Source organism: Wansuia hejianensis (genome assembly GCF_014337215.1).
Lineage (GTDB): Bacteria > Bacillota > Clostridia > Lachnospirales > Lachnospiraceae > Scatomonas > Scatomonas hejianensis.
This window is the reverse complement of sequence record NZ_CP060635.1, coordinates 676017-691379: the sequence shown is the minus strand read 5'-3', so window position 1 is coordinate 691379 and position 15363 is coordinate 676017. Positions and strand designations below refer to the sequence as shown.

Sequence of the window (15363 nt, the reverse complement as noted above, 5' to 3'; positions counted from 1 at the left end):
ATTCTGCGCAACAAGAAAGAATCCCGCAAGCGAGATTCTCCGCCTGCGGTGAGTTGCATTTGCAACACTCTTCCTCTCCGCCGCAGTGCGATCCGCACTTTCCTATGATATAAAAAGAGTTTCGCCCAAAAGGGACGAAACTCATAATTTCCGCGGTACCACCCTGATTTCCGGGCACACTGTCCGGACTCTCAATCTATGCTGTAACGTGCATATACGTCTTTTCCTACTTATCATACCCTGCCTGCGGTGCTGTCTGCACTCATGTCCTCTCAAGCGCACGTCCCTACGGATATATGTTCAAAAAAGAAGCTCCGGTGCGAATCTCAGGCAAAATCTGAACTTAAGAGAATTTTCAGCCGGTGATCCTCTCTCTCTGAAAGAAAATAAAGCCCTACAGACACCTTCCGCGCCTTTCAATATTCTCATTTATTCTAGCTGGATTTTTCGTCTGTGTCAAGATCATTTTTCATTCTTTCCTCATAATAATCATTAATTTCCGCGCCCAGCAGAATAATGTACATGCAAAAATAAATCCACAACATCAGTAAAATGATCGTAGTCATGTTCCCGTACATCCGCGTGACCCCCGGAAAGTATTCCAGATAAATGGAAAAACCTACGGAAAGTATCTCCCATGCTACCGTGGCAATCAGCGCTCCGGGCAGCTGGCCTCCAAGAGTAGACTTCCTGTTCGGGACAAACCGGTACATCAGAAGGAAAGCGATCACCAGGGCGATCATCGAGATCACCGTCCGCAGGCTGACCAGCACGGCCGTAAATCCAGCGGCGGCGGGAAAAAATTCAATGATACCCTTCTGGATGCTCTTCCCGAACACCAGCAGCACCAGCGTCACAATAAAAGCGATGATGAAAATCAGCGTATATCCCATGGAACGGAACCGGTTGACAAAATAATTCCTCGTTTCCCGCACATGATATATCGTATTCAGGCCATAAGTGAGGGAATTCACAGCCTTTCCCGCCGACCACAGAGCCAGGACCGCGGAGACCGGCAAGATCATTGCAGATCTCTGGTAGATATCAGAGATAATCGAGCTCACCACCCCATGAAAATCATTGGGAATGACCGCCAGAACCGCATGGCTGACCTCCGCCTCAGTCAGGCTCGTATACTGGATGATATTCAGGAGAAGCATCATAAACGGAATAAAGGAAAGCAGCAGGAAAAAAGCCCCCTGCGCCGCATACGCACCCACATGATCCTGTGTAATGCGCTCTGCAAACTCCTTTACCACCCGGATGAATTTTTTCGTTTTATTCTCTTCTAAAGGCTCCATCGTTTTTCCCCTATGCCTGAGCTGTTTCCAGTTGAATGTTCTCGTAAAAGTATTTTAATATATCCTGCCATCCATAGCCCTGCTCCGCCAGATGCGCGGCACCGTTCTGGCTCATGCCCACACCATGCCCGTAACCGCCTCCCAAAAATGAGAACCCGGTCAGGCTGCTCCCATTATAGACGGCGCTGCAGATAAAATAAGCGCTGGGCAGAAGATACATATCTTCTGTCACGGAACCATCATTTTTCGTAACCGCAATTCCCTTTACAGAAAGCAGTTCCCGAATCGCGTATTCATTATCCAGAGTCGTACTGCCCTGGCTCCCTGTTACCTGAAGACTGGAAACCGCTCCCCCGCTGCTTCGTTTCAACACCTGGAAACTCTGGATGGTGCCGATCTGATATTTTTCTATCCTCTGATTCAACGCCTCTGCAGGAAGCGTCACACTCCATCTGTACCATCCGTCAGAAGACTCCAGATCAGACTCATCCTTCTGCTGGATAAATGAAGCAAATACCTCTTCCGTCTGAACATCCTCCCGGTCATCGCTTCCCAGATATACGCTCTTCAGATACTCTTCGGAGCTTCCTCCGCTCCACACCTCATTGGTGCTGGTATAACCGCAGGAGGTAGAGAAGAAATAAGCTGTAATCGGTTCTCCGCCGCAGGTCATGATCTGGCCTGCCGTGTCATCCACCGCCTGGTCTGTGGCCTCCTGTCTGGCAATATTATTATATACCTGAAATGACACGCTGTCATCCACATGAGCATGATAATCCTCCAGAGAAGCATCCTGGATCTGGCGGCAGGCATACGTCCTGGCGCAGACCGCCTGGGCTTTCAGGGCTTCCGCCGCATAGGAAGCCGGCATTTCACTGGGCACCACGTATTTCAGATAACTTTCCAAGTTCACTTCGTTCACGAGGTAGATTCCCTGATCTGTTAGATAGATTTCCAGGCTGCCCTCATACACCGGCGGCCCCTGTGCCTTCTGCAGAGAAGAAACAGTGATTCCGGCCGAAGGATCCTCAGGAGTCAGGACAATTTTCCCATCCATAAAACGGCCGTCCCCATTTGTAATTGTCTCACTGGTTCCTGCCGGAATTGTCAGATCTGAACCTTCCAAATGAATGGCGCTGCTGCTGCTGACTGTCACGCTTTCCTGATAATAGCCGCTTTTTGAATTATCTGTCAGTAATATACGGATGAGCGGCGCCTGATAGTTTTCCGCGGCACCGGCTGCCTCCGGCGTGCCAGTGTTCTCCGGAACATCTGATACCTCCGGGGTATTCACTGCCTCCGCGGAAGGTTCCGGCTCTGTCTGTCCTGCCGATGCCGCTCCCGAAGATGCGTCCATCTGACGGTACATCTGCTGTTCCAGTTCCAGCCGCTCCTCCATCGCCGTGGCATCTTCTTTCCGCTCTGCAGTTGGCTCCATATGCTTCGCCGCCCTCAAAAATATCAGGAAAAAGAAACAGCAGATACAGATACAAAGTAATAATTTGTTTTCTTTTCGAATATCCATACCCTAGTATATGGAAAATCATAATAAAACATGCAGCTAACACACATTCTGAACAAGCCACTTTCCTATGATATAAAAAAGGCTGCTGCCAACAGGCAACAACCTCTTTTTTCTCTTTAGTAACCCCGGCATGCCGTTCCTGTCGTTTGACTCCTAGCGAGGCTAGGTGGGTAACCGCAGACGCCGCTTCTGCCTTCCCCTGCGCAATGAGGGCCTGACATCCACACGCCAATATAGGAATCCCTGTTTAAAGAAAATGTAGGTTCAAATTGACAGGGGATCGGACACTCCAGGAAATTACTATTTGATTTACATAAATTATACTCTAGTCTATGACATATTTCAAGAAAAATTCGTAAAAACCACTGGAAGGTTTTAGCGCTTCTGAAAGGAATAGCCGCATTTTTTACAGAATTTATCTTTTTCACCATGGACAGACCCGCAGTTCGGACAAGTCATAGGCTTGTGCTTATGCTTTTTTTCAATAAAAACGGCCAGGGCATTTAATATAACAAGAACCAGGAATACGACTACAGACCACCGGTAGCTTACCGCCACTCTGTGCCCTGCTGCAGAATTCATGGTCAGCAGACGGTATCCGCTGACACTCACATTGGCATAGATCATGTAAATACCGGATACTATGGTCAGAAGTGCCAGGATAAGCCTGAATTTTTTCATCGTCTGGACCTCCTTTTCCCTCTCACCAAAACCGTCGTTTCTATGATGATCAGAACGACTGCTGCCGCGCCCAGAATGATCCATTTCAGAAATTTCATGGACCAGAAGGGCCGTTTTACGGCCGCGGTATAACGTGTCTCATTGCCCGCGATGTCCTTTGCTACTACCTGTATCTCATTTTTTCCGTAGGAAAGAGGCTGCTTATAGCTGAAATAGCTTCCTGTCAGTTCTACCTCCTGACCGTTGCAAGTGAGTGCAGCGCCCGCCTCCGTATAGCCTTCCACATAAATATAAGAATCATCGGTAGTAACTCCGCTCAGATTCCGTTTCATCGACAGCTGAGGGGCGGTACTATCCAGATATAACTCCTTTAAAAAAGCCGCGGTATTACCCTTTTCATCGGTCACAAGAAAGACGACCGTATTATCGCCCTCTTCCAGTTCTATAGAATATTTCCCCTGTTCAACGCTGTCCTGCAGCATCACTTCCCCGTTTAAGGTCGCGGATACTGTACAGCTTCCGCTGAATACCACGTCCGCATAGACCGCCGCCTGATTGGTAGCGCTCTCCTCCGGAAACGTGACAGACGCATCTACCGCCTGTTCAGCAGACACTTCATACAGGTCAAATCTCCCCAGCCGCTCGTAATCATAGGACGCCGCTGCTGCCAGCACCTTTGAACTGCCTTCCGGCATGGCGGCCAGGCAGGTCGTATCTTCCGTAATTTCGCTGGCCAAAAGTTCTCCGGTATCCGGATCAAACAGCATCACCCGGTAAGTGCCGGCTTCCCCCTCCCAGCTCATGTATACATCGCCGTCCAGCAGCCCTGCCGTCACCGAGGAAAGCTTTTCCGGCCTTCCCTCGTTATCAAAGAAAAAGGGGGTATCGGCGTATCCGTAATTAAAGGCTCCGCTGTCAGCCGTAACGGAAACATAAAAATAATAATATCCGCTGTCCAGGTCCGGCATTGCAAAGTCCATCGCCCCAACCGGTCCCTGTCCCACTCCGCTCACTTCCGTGCCGTCGTAACCTGCCTTTGACCTGTTCGCGTAAATCCTGACGGACACATCCTCCGGGCAGTCCGAGATGGTCCAAGCAGCATGGTAATTCCCATTGCCATTTTCAGTCACAGTAAACGAATCCACTTTCATACTCTGGGGGAGCGACCCCACTGTGACCTCCGCGTCCCCCAGGCTGTCACCGGTCACCTGGACCGTCCATTCTCCGGCCTCGGCATCGCCGATATAAATATATACCGCTCCCTGCATTACCGTAGCCCGGTCCGGCGTCTCGCCGGTCCCGTATATCTCTCCCGAAGGAGAGATGATTTTCACAGATGCCTTTGCGTCCGATTCCTCCCATTTTACCTGAAAAATACAGTCACTCCTGGCTTCATCCAGATCTACCTCTATCGCCTGCGCCGCTCCGGCCACATCCAGCCGGAACACCAGCAGGCACAGCAGAACCGCCGCGAAAATCCCAGTCACTTTTTTCATCTGCTCAACCTCCAGTTACGGTATGTTTACGTGTAGTGCAGCTTCTGTATCAGAAGCAATTCTCCGTTGTCCTCGTACCAGAACCGGTGCTCATCTCCGTTCTGTGTGAGCGCAACTGAGAATTTTGAGCCGTCATACTTGACCAGCACCGTGACCTTGATGTCACCCTTCAGGTGCGCGTTCAGCATGTTGCAATCCACATGGCCGTCCACGCCAAAATCCACCGTCAGCTCCTTCAGAGAAGTGGCCAGTCCCAGGTCAATTCCGCCTCCCAGCTGGCATCCCAGCATTTCCAGTTCCAACTGTGCCCTGGCCTTCGCATACAGCCCCTCTGTGCCGATTCCCAGTGACGCATTGGCAATCTCATGCTCCAGAAGCGACAGCGCCGCCGTTATATCAAATTTCTTCTGAGTGAAATTCAGAGAAATATCCCCGTCCAGTGTGCCCAGCTCTCCCCATTTTGTCATATCCTCCGGCACATTCAGATGAAGGGACTTAAACAGATTCACATCTGCTCCCACGCTCCCCACAAGCTGGAAATCAGGCTTATTATCCTTCAGCGCATCCAGGTCCCGACCGTTAAATACAACCTCCTTAGCCTTATCCGATATCCAGTCAGAATCCAGTAACAGGCTGCTGACCCCATCAACCTTCAGGGACATCTCATCCACATACAGGGCATTATAAATCCCGATTCCGGGATACAGGTTGATACCCACTTCCATCTCATCAAACATCCAGTACCAGGAGGAAATATGAGCCTCCATTCCGGAAACGCCTGACCCGCCAAATCCCGGGATCATTGTCGAAAAGTCAATGGCTCCTCCCAGATACCAGTATTCCTGACTGTCATCCAGTGTATTAAACTTCAGCTTCAGCTCATTCAGCGCAAAACAGCCAAACTGGAGAGAGTCGTTCATATCCAGGGTAACTTCGCCGCCAAATTCTATATTATCCTGCTTCAGCGCCAGATCCAGGCTCGCAGAGGTATCCGAAATCCGGAACCGGAATGCTTCATCTCTGGACTTGGGCTTCTCCTCCTCTTTCTTCTTGGCCGCATACGCAGCGTCCTTCGCTTCTTTGATCACTTCCCGGTTTTTCTTCCCGGTCAACCCGTCTTTCACATCTTCATAGATCTTCTTAGGATTCAGCTCATCGATATGGACCTTTATTCCATCTGTCTCAAGGGAAAATTCACCCACCGTAACATTCGTCATACCCGGGATCGTCAGCTCCCAGGACTGATCCATGCTGGTGTCCATACCTTCTATATCAAACTCAAATTCTCCCTGGATCACCTCGTAATTCTTCCCGCCCATGACCAGGTTTGCAAATGATTGATTCTTACCTTCTCCGCCGTCGGCCTGGGCATAACTGATATAGAGTGTCCCGTTCCCGGACACCTGGCCGCTATTGCCCAGATACGCCGTCTGGTTCGCTTCCAGCTTCATATCCTGCGGAAGCTCTGCAGCCCTGATTTCCAGGCTGGAATCATAATGAAGGAAATCATTAATGAGCACATTCCCTGAAGCCACAAACTGGTTGTCGGAAATCTGTCCGATTGAATCTGCCTTTATGATCGTTCCGCCGATCCGGACGCCGGTTGTTACCCCGGCCCGGAATACATAAAACGCTTTATTGCGCACGCCGATCCGTCCATCCGGATACTGGGCCCTGACGCTGTAGCTTCCGGCCGACATGCTGCCCTTCAGAGTCCCCGTCAGCGTGCTGTCATCGGTCACCTGTACGTTCTGGAGCTCCAGCATACCAATGCTGATGTGCATTCCTTCCACAAAATTCTTGCCTTTAACCGTCACCTGAGATCCATTTTCCACATCCTCAACTGACAATCCGCCCGGAGTCACAGAGGTAACCAGCGTATCACTCTCCGTCACCGGCTTAATTCTGGTGCCGTTGATCTCTACTTCACTGCCTGCTCCGTCCGCTATGGTATATTCCCTCTCTCCCGCCACCTGATAGGCCGGAACAGACGCCATGAGATAGCGGGCTTCCTCTTCCGAATTATCAGTGACCGTATAAGTCAGCACATAATTATTAATAATATACTTTTGCAGAGTGACATAGATATCCTCCAGCTCTGTAGTATTATCCGCCAGGATATATTTTCCTCCGGTGCGCTGCGCGATATCCTTCAGATATTCCTCATTGACATCCCCAAGCCCGACCGTATAGACAGAAATGTCCTCACTGTCAGCGCGGCTGATCACTTCGTCCATGGCTTCCTGGCCACTATTATCCTGACCGTCTGTCATCAGGATCACCGCTTTTGTCCCGGCCTTTCCTCCTTCCAGGGAGTTCAGCCCTTCTGAAATACCCTGGGAGATATTGGTATCTCCTCCTGCCGAAAGCTGGCTGATACCAAAATTCAGCTTTTCCTGGCTGTCTGTCTTCTCAACCACCGTGCCCGCCTCAGAATTATATGAGACAATTGAGAGCTTCTGAACATCCGTGTCCATATTCTCCACACAGGCCTCGGCGGCCAGCTTGGCGTCCTCCAGAGGCGTCCCCTCCATGCTCCCGCTGGTGTCCATCACGATGGCGATATCTACGCCTGTCTTGCTGCCGTCAGCACTTACCTTAAAATCCTTAATCTGATACTGAGTGTCAATCACCTCGAAATCATCCGCATAGAACTCACTGGCCATTCCCCAGCGTCCTTCTTTTTTGCCGTTGATATTCAAATAGGCAGTGATTTCCGGATAATTGGAAGTATCTATCTTACTGATGAATATGCCGAGCTTGTCATATTTTAATGTTGATGCCACGTAGTTCGCCATCTTCTCATTCACTGTGCCATCCGAGACAGGGACCACATCCTGGCTCTGGGCCCCGACCAAATTTCTGACTGAGCTTTTCAAATGCGGGCTTGCTTCATCAGAGTCTGTCTGGTTGTAGGCGTCAATCACATCCATGAGAGGCTGTTTTACCGGCGAACTGTCAGACAGCAGAGCTGCGCCGTCCATAGACGAATACACCAGCTCCTGAGCCTTCTCCCGCTCATCAGCCAACAGATACAGCTTGGCCAGCTGAAGGTCGTACAATCCGGTGTCATCAAATATCAGCGGCCTTTTCGCCTCCAGGAAATTAATCGCCCTACGTATGTCCACATTGGCAGCTTCCTGATAGAGCTCTTCCGCTTCGTTCAGAAGCTTTTCCTTTTTCTCTTCCCCGTCATCATATTTTTCTGCTTTCTCTTCCAGCTTCCGGGCCTTATCTATGAGCGTCTGCTTTTCCGGGTCAGAGGAATCCTCCCGGGGAGCGGCATAAGCCTCCTGTGCGATTACATCCGTATAAATCACATAATTTTCCGCGCTGTGTCCCTTGTCAAGAAGCGTCCGGGCCAGCTCCTTTGCTTCTTCATAATCACTGGTCTGCACGTAATAGCTCATGGCCAGCTTGAGAATCTCCGTACTCTCTCTGTATTTATCCACGAGCCCTTCAACCTCTGAAGGGTTTACAGCGTCCAGCTGCCCCGAACGGATCTGCCTGTCCAGTTCGTAATATTCCTCCAGCTTTTTTGTCTCATTGAGTTTTTCAGCCTCATAGCATGTCTCAATCAGAGATGCGACCGGACTGCTCTTTCCCTGCCCCTCCGGTCCTCTTCCCAGAGCCGTCAGCTCAGCGACGGAACTGTCCTGATGCAGGTAAGCGGCCGCCATCTGCTGAAGCTCTTCTACCGCAGAGCGCTGGTCTTCATTCCTGATTTTCCCGTCCAGCATCTGGCGGGTCTCAAAATAGAGGGTCGGATAATCACCCTCCACCGCCGCCCCCAGTATATCGATGATTTTTTTCTGATGCTCATTCAGATCTGTATCATTCTCGACAGCCCTTCGGGCGTTGTCTGAATCCCCGTCCATCAGATAACGGTAAGCGAGATACAAGCCGGGGCGTTCGCCGCTATTGGCCTTAATCAGCCTGCCCACATTAAAAATCAAGGTTCCGGCCAGACCCACGCCTAAAAGGCATAAAAATATCCAATCAAGCAAATTCCGCTTAATCTTCATATTCCTATGCCCCAGGATATCAAAAAGTATCACTACTGCAAATAGTATTGTTGCTAGAACTGGAAAGAATTGATCCATTTATGTCCCCTCATTATCTGGTAATTTACGGCCGGATCAGCCAACTTTTGTACCGCACTCCGCACAAAACAGAGCATCACTTTCCAGTTTGGTCCCACAGTTCGGACAGAACTTCACATCCTCCGCCGGCTGTCCACTGCCCGGCTGCTCTGATCCCTGAAATTCCGGAACCTCTTCTACTGCCGGCTGCTCTGCTTGTACCTCTTCCGTCACTCCATACGCTGGCTGATTGTAATTATAATTCTCCTGCGGCGCCGCTTCTTCCGCCAGCAGGCTGGCTCCGCAGTTATTGCAGAATGCAGCATCAAAAGCCAGCTGAGTGCCGCACTTCGGACAGATACGGCCAGCCGCCTCATCAGCAGGCTGTTCTTCTCCTGCCTGGAAGGCGGACTGCTCAAAAGCTCCCGGCTGCGAAGCAGGCTGTTCACTGTTCTCCGGCTGCTGTATTGGCTGCCCGTACAATTCCGACTGCTGCGCAGGCTGCTCATAGACTGGCTGCTCATATGCCGGCTGCCCGTATTGCTGAGGCTGTGAGGCCGGCTGTTCATACACCGGCTGCTGTACCGGAGCAGTTACCTTCGCCCCGCATGTGGTACAGAACATCGCGTCCGCCTCCAGCGGCGCTCCGCAATTGGCACAAACCGGTCCGTTCGCCGGCGCCTGCGCACCCGCAGACGGCGGCATGCTGTAACCGCAGTTCCCGCAGAACATCACATTGCTGGCCACATCTGCCCCGCAGTTCGGACATTGACGGACACCCTTGATGATCTTGATCTGCTCCTGGCACTGTACGATCGTCTGGTTTAACATCGTGATCCTATCAAAAATGCCCTGGTATTCAGCCGGAGCATTATTTTTATTTCTTTCATAATAATTCTGTCCCAGCTGAGAATAGCAGTTGGCCAGTTCTTTTTTACACTCATCGATCTTAGCATTTAATGAAACAGTTTCAGAAAATGTCTGCGTACCTCTCTTCACGCCATTGCCAAAACCGACAATTTTCTTCCCTAGATTTTCAAACATAGTATTTATACCTCCTGCCCGTAATTACTTATTATATTACTACCATTTCCACACCCTGACAATATGCAAATATGAAAAAAACTGTGAACACATCCGGGAAGCGGCAACAGACGCAAGGTATTCATACAAACTGATCTATTATGATATGCCGGCTGCAGAAAGCCTGGAAGGGCGGATGGGGCGGGGGGTCTCCAGGCTTTCGTCCGGGTATCCATAAAACAGCCTCCATCGCCGCCAAACCAGAATAGCACAAATGTTCACGGAGGACAGACGGTCAGATAATAATGCAAACCATGCCACCCCTGCTGTCGTTAACAATTTTCTGCATGGATTCCTGAAGTTTTACCTGGCTGTCTTCTGTGATCTGTGCGATTTTTGTTCGGATTCCGTCTTCTACCAGCTGCTCCACCGATTTTCCAAAAATATTGGTTTTCCAGACGCCTTCATCCTGTCTGGCACTTTCCCGAATATAGGCAATCAGGTCTTCCGCCTGCTTTTCACTTCCCACTATGGGCGCTATTTCAGTCTCAATGTTAGCCTTAATCATGTGAATGGAAGGACTGGTTGACTTGATTTTAACCCCAAATTTATTGCCCTGGCGGATTACGACCGGTTCATCCAGAGTGATCTCATCCTTTTCTGGAATTACCACTCCATAGCCGCAGCCTCTGACGGACTCCATGGCATTCTGCACTTTCGCATACTCATCTTTCATGGAAGAGAGTTCCTTCAGCGCATGCATCAGGTCATATTCTCCCTGAATCGGAACCCCGGTCATTTCGCTGACCATATGATAATAATATTTTTCTTTCATTTCAACCTGTATGCGGACTTCCCCGCTGGCCAGATCGACCTGCATGACTGTGGTTAACTTCACATACTCGCTTTCCAGCCGGATGGCGTCTCTGCGGATGTCCCGGATATATTTCAATCCTGCCGTCAGTTCACGCACCTTCGTGAGCAGATCGCTCTTCAGAGGATCGCTCTGAGGTAATAGCTCCACCCATTTTGGTATGTAAAATTCGATCTGGCGGATCGGAAATTCATAGAGCATGCATTCCAGGATTTTAACGATATCATCTGCCCGAAGCTGGTCACAGTTAACAGCCAGAGCAGAAGCCCCGTATTTCTCGGACAGCTCCTTCGTCAGCTTCTGGGTTTCATCCTTATAGGGTTTCTGAGAATTGACTAGAATCAGGAAGGGCTTTCCCTGTTTTTTCAATTCAGCAACCGTTTTGGCCTCAGCATCCAGAAAATTATTTCTGGGAATTTCTCCAAAAGAGCCGTCTGTCGTCACAACAAGCCCCAGTGTTGAATGCTCTGAGATCACCTTTCTGGTGCCTATCTCCGCCGCCTGATGAAAGGGGATCGCTTCCTCAAACCAAGGGGTTTTTACCATGCGTTCTTTTTCATTTTCCATATTTCCCGTTGCGTCCGGCACCAGAAAACCAACACAGTCAATCAACCGCAGATGAATCGGGATGTCCTCTCCCAGACTGAGCTTCACAGCTTCCTTCGGTATAAATTTAGGTTCCACCGTTGTAATCAGCGTGCCGGAACCACTCAAGGGAAGCTGGTCCCTGACCTCTGCTTTCGCATTGTCCTCCATAGCAGGAAGTGCCAGCACCTCCAGAAAGCGGCGGATAAAGGTGGACTTTCCTGTCCGGACCGGTCCCACTACTCCAATCAGGAACTGGCCCTTCGTCCTGGCCTGTATATCCTTGTAAACAGCAAATGCATCCATAATCTGTCCCTGTCCTTTCCAATATACTGTTATACTATATGTGAAAACCTCCCTTCATATGTGTACAAACGCAAAAACAGGTGTCTGAAAACAGTAAATCTGCTCCAGACACCTGTGTGCTTTATTCCTTCTGACTCAAATTGAATATTTCCGCATTGCCGCTTCTACCACATGGCCCACCAGAACAGATGTGGTCACGCTGCCCACGCCGCCAGGCACAGGTGTGATCGCCTTTACCACTGGCTCCACTTTATCATATGCGACATCACCACAGAGCTTTCCCTCTTCGTTGACATTAATTCCCACATCAATGACCGTCTGGCCCGAAGAGACATACCTGTCATCCACAACGCCAGCCCTGCCGGCGGCTACGATTACGATATCTGCTTCCTTCACCACCGAAGGCATATCCACGGTCCTCGTATGGCAAACCGTTACCGTGGCATTTTTTTTCAGGAGCATCATGGCCGCGGGCTTGCCCACCACCAGGCTTCTTCCGACTACAACTGCCTTCTTGCCTGTGCAGTCAATGCCATAGTGATCCAGTATCTCCATGCACGCCTGTGGTGTGCATGGCGGAAATCCCTGCTTGGTCCCGGCGAACACGCCCACCATGGAGCCGTCGGTAATGCCATCCACGTCCTTCTCCGGAGCCAGGGCCTGAATCACGGCCGCCTCGTCCAGATGTTTCGGCAGGGGACGGAAAATCAGCACCCCATGGATCTTATCATCCTGATTGACCTGGTGGATCACCTCCACCAGCTTTTCCTGGGTGACATCTGCCGGAAGCAGATACTTCTCGCAGGCAACTCCCAGAGTCTCGCAGCGCTTGGTGGCTCCCCTCTCATAGGAGAGGTCGTCTTCCCTCTCTCCAACGCGCACAATTCCCAGTGTCGGGCTGATGCCCTTCGCTTTCAAAGCCGCCACATTTTCTTTGATTTTTTCATTCAGGGCGGCTGTTACTTCTTTTCCCAGTAATCGTCTTGCCATTTTCCGTCTCCTATCTGAGCTTCGCCAGGACGCTGTCAAATATCTCATCTGCCATAGGCCCGTATTTTGCCAGCATTCCGTCACACTCTTTGTTCAGTTCCTCCGCGTATTCACGGTTCTTCATGGATTTTGTATTGATATACACGTTCAGGCTGGCGCCTTTTAAGGCCCCCTTACAGCATGCAGCCGCCACTCCCGCATCGCTCACCGCAAGTACGGAACCTTTTTCCGCAAACACGCCGATCAAGTCGATGACTTCACAGCATCGTCTCATGATATCCATGGGAACGCTGCAGGCGTCCCTCAGGCATCCTTCCATCACCCGCGCCTTTTCTGCCCTTTCTTCTTCGGTTTCCTTCGGCAGCCCGTACGCTCTGGACAGAGGCTCAAAAACTTCTGCATCCTTCTCAATCAACTCCAGCAGCGCGTTCTGCAGCTCTGTGGCCTTTTCCATAAGCCCGGAAATCTCTGCCTCCACCGCTGCATACTTTTTCTTTCCTACAGTCAGACTTCCTACCATATTGCAGAGAGCCGTACCGATCGCCCCTACCAGGGCTGACGCGCCGCCGCCGCCGGGAACCGGTGCTTTAGATGCCAGCACCTCGACAAATTCCGTGCATTTCAAAGTCGAATATCCCATAATCACTTTCTCTCCTTTTCTGAGAGGACGGCTCCTGCGTCCTCAGTTCTCCAGGTATTTCCGTCTTATCAGAACAGGCCTGAAATCTTACCGTTCTCATCCACGTCGATCCGCTCGGCAGCCGGCCTCTTGGGCAGCCCCGGCATGGTCATGATATCTCCTGTCAGCGCTACAATGAACCCTGCTCCCGCTGATATCTTCAGGTTTCGCACCGTCACCTCGAAGTCTGTGGGCGCTCCCAGCTTCTTCTCGTCGTCTGTCAGGCTGTACTGGGTTTTGGCCACACAGATCGGGCAGCTGCCGTAGCCCAGGGCTTCCAGCTGGGCCGCCTGCTTCTTCGCGTTGGCTGTCAGCACCGCGCACTTCCCTCCGTATACCTTCTGTACAATCTGGTTCAGCTTGTCTTCGATGCTCCCCTCCAGTCCATAGGAGAAGCTGAAGCCGGAATTGTCCTCGTCACACAGGCGCACGACTTCTTCCGCCAGCTTCACGCCGCCTTCGCTTCCCTTGGCCCATACCTCCGACAGCGCTACGTTCACGCCCAGCTCCCGGCACTTGCTCTCCACCAGGTCCAGCTCTGCCTTCGTATCCGTCGGAAATGCATTGACCGCCACCACGCAGGGCAGATGGTACACGTTCCGGATGTTGCTCACGTGCTTCAGCAGGTTCGGGAGGCCCTTCTCCAGCGCTTCCAGGTTCTCATTGTTCAGGTCTGCCTTTGCCACGCCTCCGTTGTATTTCAGCGCGCGGACAGTTGCCACGATCACCACCGCATTGGGCTTCAGGCCCGCCATCCGGCACTTGATGTCCAGGAACTTCTCCGCGCCCAGATCCGCGCCGAAGCCGGCCTCTGTGATGCAGTAATCCCCCAGCTTCATCGCCATCCTGGTCGCCGTGACAGAATTGCAGCCGTGGGCGATGTTGGCGAAGGGGCCGCCGTGCACCACTGCCGGAACATGCTCCAGGGTCTGCACCAGGTTCGGCTTCAGGGCGTCCTTCAGAAGGGCGCACATCGCTCCTTCCGCATGCAGGTCGCCTGCCGTAACCGGCTGCTGCTCGGAGGGCTTGCCGTAGGTGTAACCGATCACCAGACGCGCCAGCCTCGCCTTCAGGTCCGTGATGTCGTTGGCCAGGCAGAGTACCGCCATGATCTCAGACGCAACGGTGATATCATAGCCGTCTTCCCTGGGAGTCCCGTTGGTGCGGCCGCCCAGCCCGTCAATCACATTCCGGAGCTGGCGGTCGTTCATGTCCACACATCTTCTCCAGGTGATCTTCCGGGGATCGATGTTCAGCTCGTTGCCCTGGAAGATATGGTTGTCGATCATGGCCGCCAGCAGGTTGTTGGCAGCGCCGATGGCGTGGAAATCACCGGTAAAATGCAGGTTGATGTCCTCCATGGGGACTACCTGGGCATAGCCGCCGCCGGCAGCGCCGCCCTTTACGCCAAAGACGGGTCCGAGGGAGGGCTCTCTGAGAGCCACCACCACATGTTTCCCGATCCGCTGAAGGGCGTCTGCCAGGCCGACCGTTGTAGTGGTCTTGCCCTCGCCTGCGGGCGTGGGGTTGATGGCGGTGACGAGAACCAGCTTGCCGTCCGGAGCGTCTGATTCTTTTAATAAGTTGTAATCAATTTTTGCTTTGTACCTTCCGTACTGTTCCAGGTATTTCTCATCGATACCTGCCTTTTCCGCGATCTTGACGATCGGCTCCATCGTACACTCCTGTGCAATTTCGATGTCTGATTTGTAACCCATATACTGCCTCCTTCTACTAGAAAAAATTTATCAAATACCAGATGGCTACTCTAATTCCATCCGGGTATTTACACATTAAGCAAGCATTTTCTAACCTATACAC

The 15363-nt window shown here is 51.4% G+C and carries 10 protein-coding genes, 1 other RNA gene and 1 other annotated feature; all 11 genes read right to left on the bottom strand.

The window, feature by feature from the left end:
- Positions 1-127 precede the first annotated feature (127 nt).
- Positions 128-419 (bottom strand) — a binding site (T-box leader).
- A gap of 15 nt (positions 420-434) precedes the next feature.
- The 11 genes from H9Q79_RS03225 to H9Q79_RS03175 all read right to left on the bottom strand — a co-directional run bounded on the left by H9Q79_RS03225 (position 435) and on the right by H9Q79_RS03175 (position 15260).
- The gene (locus H9Q79_RS03225) at positions 435-1301 is read right to left on the bottom strand and encodes a YihY/virulence factor BrkB family protein (protein WP_118645981.1); all 867 of its coding nucleotides are present in this window, start codon (positions 1299-1301) and stop codon (positions 435-437) included.
- Between the two features lie 10 nt (positions 1302-1311).
- Positions 1312-2739, bottom strand: coding sequence for a SpoIID/LytB domain-containing protein (locus tag H9Q79_RS03220; protein WP_249329184.1), 1428 nt, complete (start codon positions 2737-2739; stop codon positions 1312-1314).
- A gap of 205 nt (positions 2740-2944) precedes the next feature.
- Positions 2945-3125, bottom strand: a non-coding RNA gene (gene ssrS, locus H9Q79_RS03215) — 6S RNA.
- Between the two features lie 76 nt (positions 3126-3201).
- A complete protein-coding gene (locus tag H9Q79_RS03210) occupies positions 3202-3507 on the bottom strand; it encodes a zinc ribbon domain-containing protein (RefSeq protein ID WP_118645985.1) in 306 nt (101 codons plus the stop codon).
- Positions 3504-5003 carry a hypothetical protein gene (locus tag H9Q79_RS03205; protein ID WP_249329183.1) on the bottom strand — a complete coding sequence of 500 codons (1500 nt, stop codon included), beginning with the start codon at positions 5001-5003 and terminating at the stop codon, positions 3504-3506. Before H9Q79_RS03205 ends, H9Q79_RS03210 begins: the two co-directional genes overlap by 4 nt.
- A 26-nt stretch (positions 5004-5029) precedes the next feature.
- Positions 5030-9028 (bottom strand): vWA domain-containing protein, encoded by a 3999-nt coding sequence (locus H9Q79_RS03200; protein WP_249329182.1) that lies wholly within the window; start codon positions 9026-9028, stop codon positions 5030-5032.
- A 114-nt stretch (positions 9029-9142) separates the two neighbouring features.
- Positions 9143-10129 carry a zinc-ribbon domain-containing protein gene (locus tag H9Q79_RS03195; protein ID WP_249329181.1) on the bottom strand — a complete coding sequence of 329 codons (987 nt, stop codon included), beginning with the start codon at positions 10127-10129 and terminating at the stop codon, positions 9143-9145.
- A gap of 274 nt (positions 10130-10403) precedes the next feature.
- The gene (spoIVA, locus tag H9Q79_RS03190) at positions 10404-11873 is read right to left on the bottom strand and encodes a stage IV sporulation protein A (protein ID WP_249329180.1); all 1470 of its coding nucleotides are present in this window, start codon (positions 11871-11873) and stop codon (positions 10404-10406) included.
- A 135-nt stretch (positions 11874-12008) separates the two neighbouring features.
- Entirely contained in the window at positions 12009-12863 is an 855-nt protein-coding gene (locus tag H9Q79_RS03185) for a bifunctional 5,10-methylenetetrahydrofolate dehydrogenase/5,10-methenyltetrahydrofolate cyclohydrolase (RefSeq protein WP_249329179.1), read from the bottom strand.
- Positions 12864-12873: 10 nt separating this feature from the next.
- On the bottom strand, positions 12874-13503 hold the full coding sequence (locus H9Q79_RS03180; RefSeq protein WP_249329178.1) for a cyclodeaminase/cyclohydrolase family protein: 630 nt from the start codon (positions 13501-13503) through the stop codon (positions 12874-12876).
- Positions 13504-13571: 68 nt separating this feature from the next.
- Positions 13572-15260, bottom strand: a complete 1689-nt coding sequence (locus H9Q79_RS03175) for a formate--tetrahydrofolate ligase (RefSeq protein WP_249329177.1) — start codon at positions 15258-15260, stop codon at positions 13572-13574.
- Between the last annotated feature and the right edge of the window lie 103 nt (positions 15261-15363).

Bases quoted from the DNA above. Each gene is read 5' to 3' on its own strand.
- H9Q79_RS03225 (WP_118645981.1), bottom strand. From the start codon at position 1,301: ATGGAGCCTTTAGAAGAGAATAAAACGAAAAAATTCATCCGGGTGGTA.
- H9Q79_RS03220 (WP_249329184.1), bottom strand. From the start codon at position 2,739: ATGGAGCCAACTGCAGAGCGGAAAGAAGATGCCACGGCGATGGAGGAG.
- H9Q79_RS03210 (WP_118645985.1), bottom strand. From the start codon at position 3,507: ATGAAAAAATTCAGGCTTATCCTGGCACTTCTGACCATAGTATCCGGT.
- H9Q79_RS03205 (WP_249329183.1), bottom strand. From the start codon at position 5,003: ATGAAAAAAGTGACTGGGATTTTCGCGGCGGTTCTGCTGTGCCTGCTG.
- H9Q79_RS03200 (WP_249329182.1), bottom strand. From the start codon at position 9,028: ATGAAGATTAAGCGGAATTTGCTTGATTGGATATTTTTATGCCTTTTA.
- H9Q79_RS03195 (WP_249329181.1), bottom strand. From the start codon at position 10,129: ATGTTTGAAAATCTAGGGAAGAAAATTGTCGGTTTTGGCAATGGCGTG.
- spoIVA (WP_249329180.1), bottom strand. From the start codon at position 11,873: ATGGATGCATTTGCTGTTTACAAGGATATACAGGCCAGGACGAAGGGC.
- H9Q79_RS03185 (WP_249329179.1), bottom strand. From the start codon at position 12,863: ATGGCAAGACGATTACTGGGAAAAGAAGTAACAGCCGCCCTGAATGAA.
- H9Q79_RS03180 (WP_249329178.1), bottom strand. From the start codon at position 13,503: ATGGGATATTCGACTTTGAAATGCACGGAATTTGTCGAGGTGCTGGCA.
- H9Q79_RS03175 (WP_249329177.1), bottom strand. From the start codon at position 15,260: ATGGGTTACAAATCAGACATCGAAATTGCACAGGAGTGTACGATGGAG.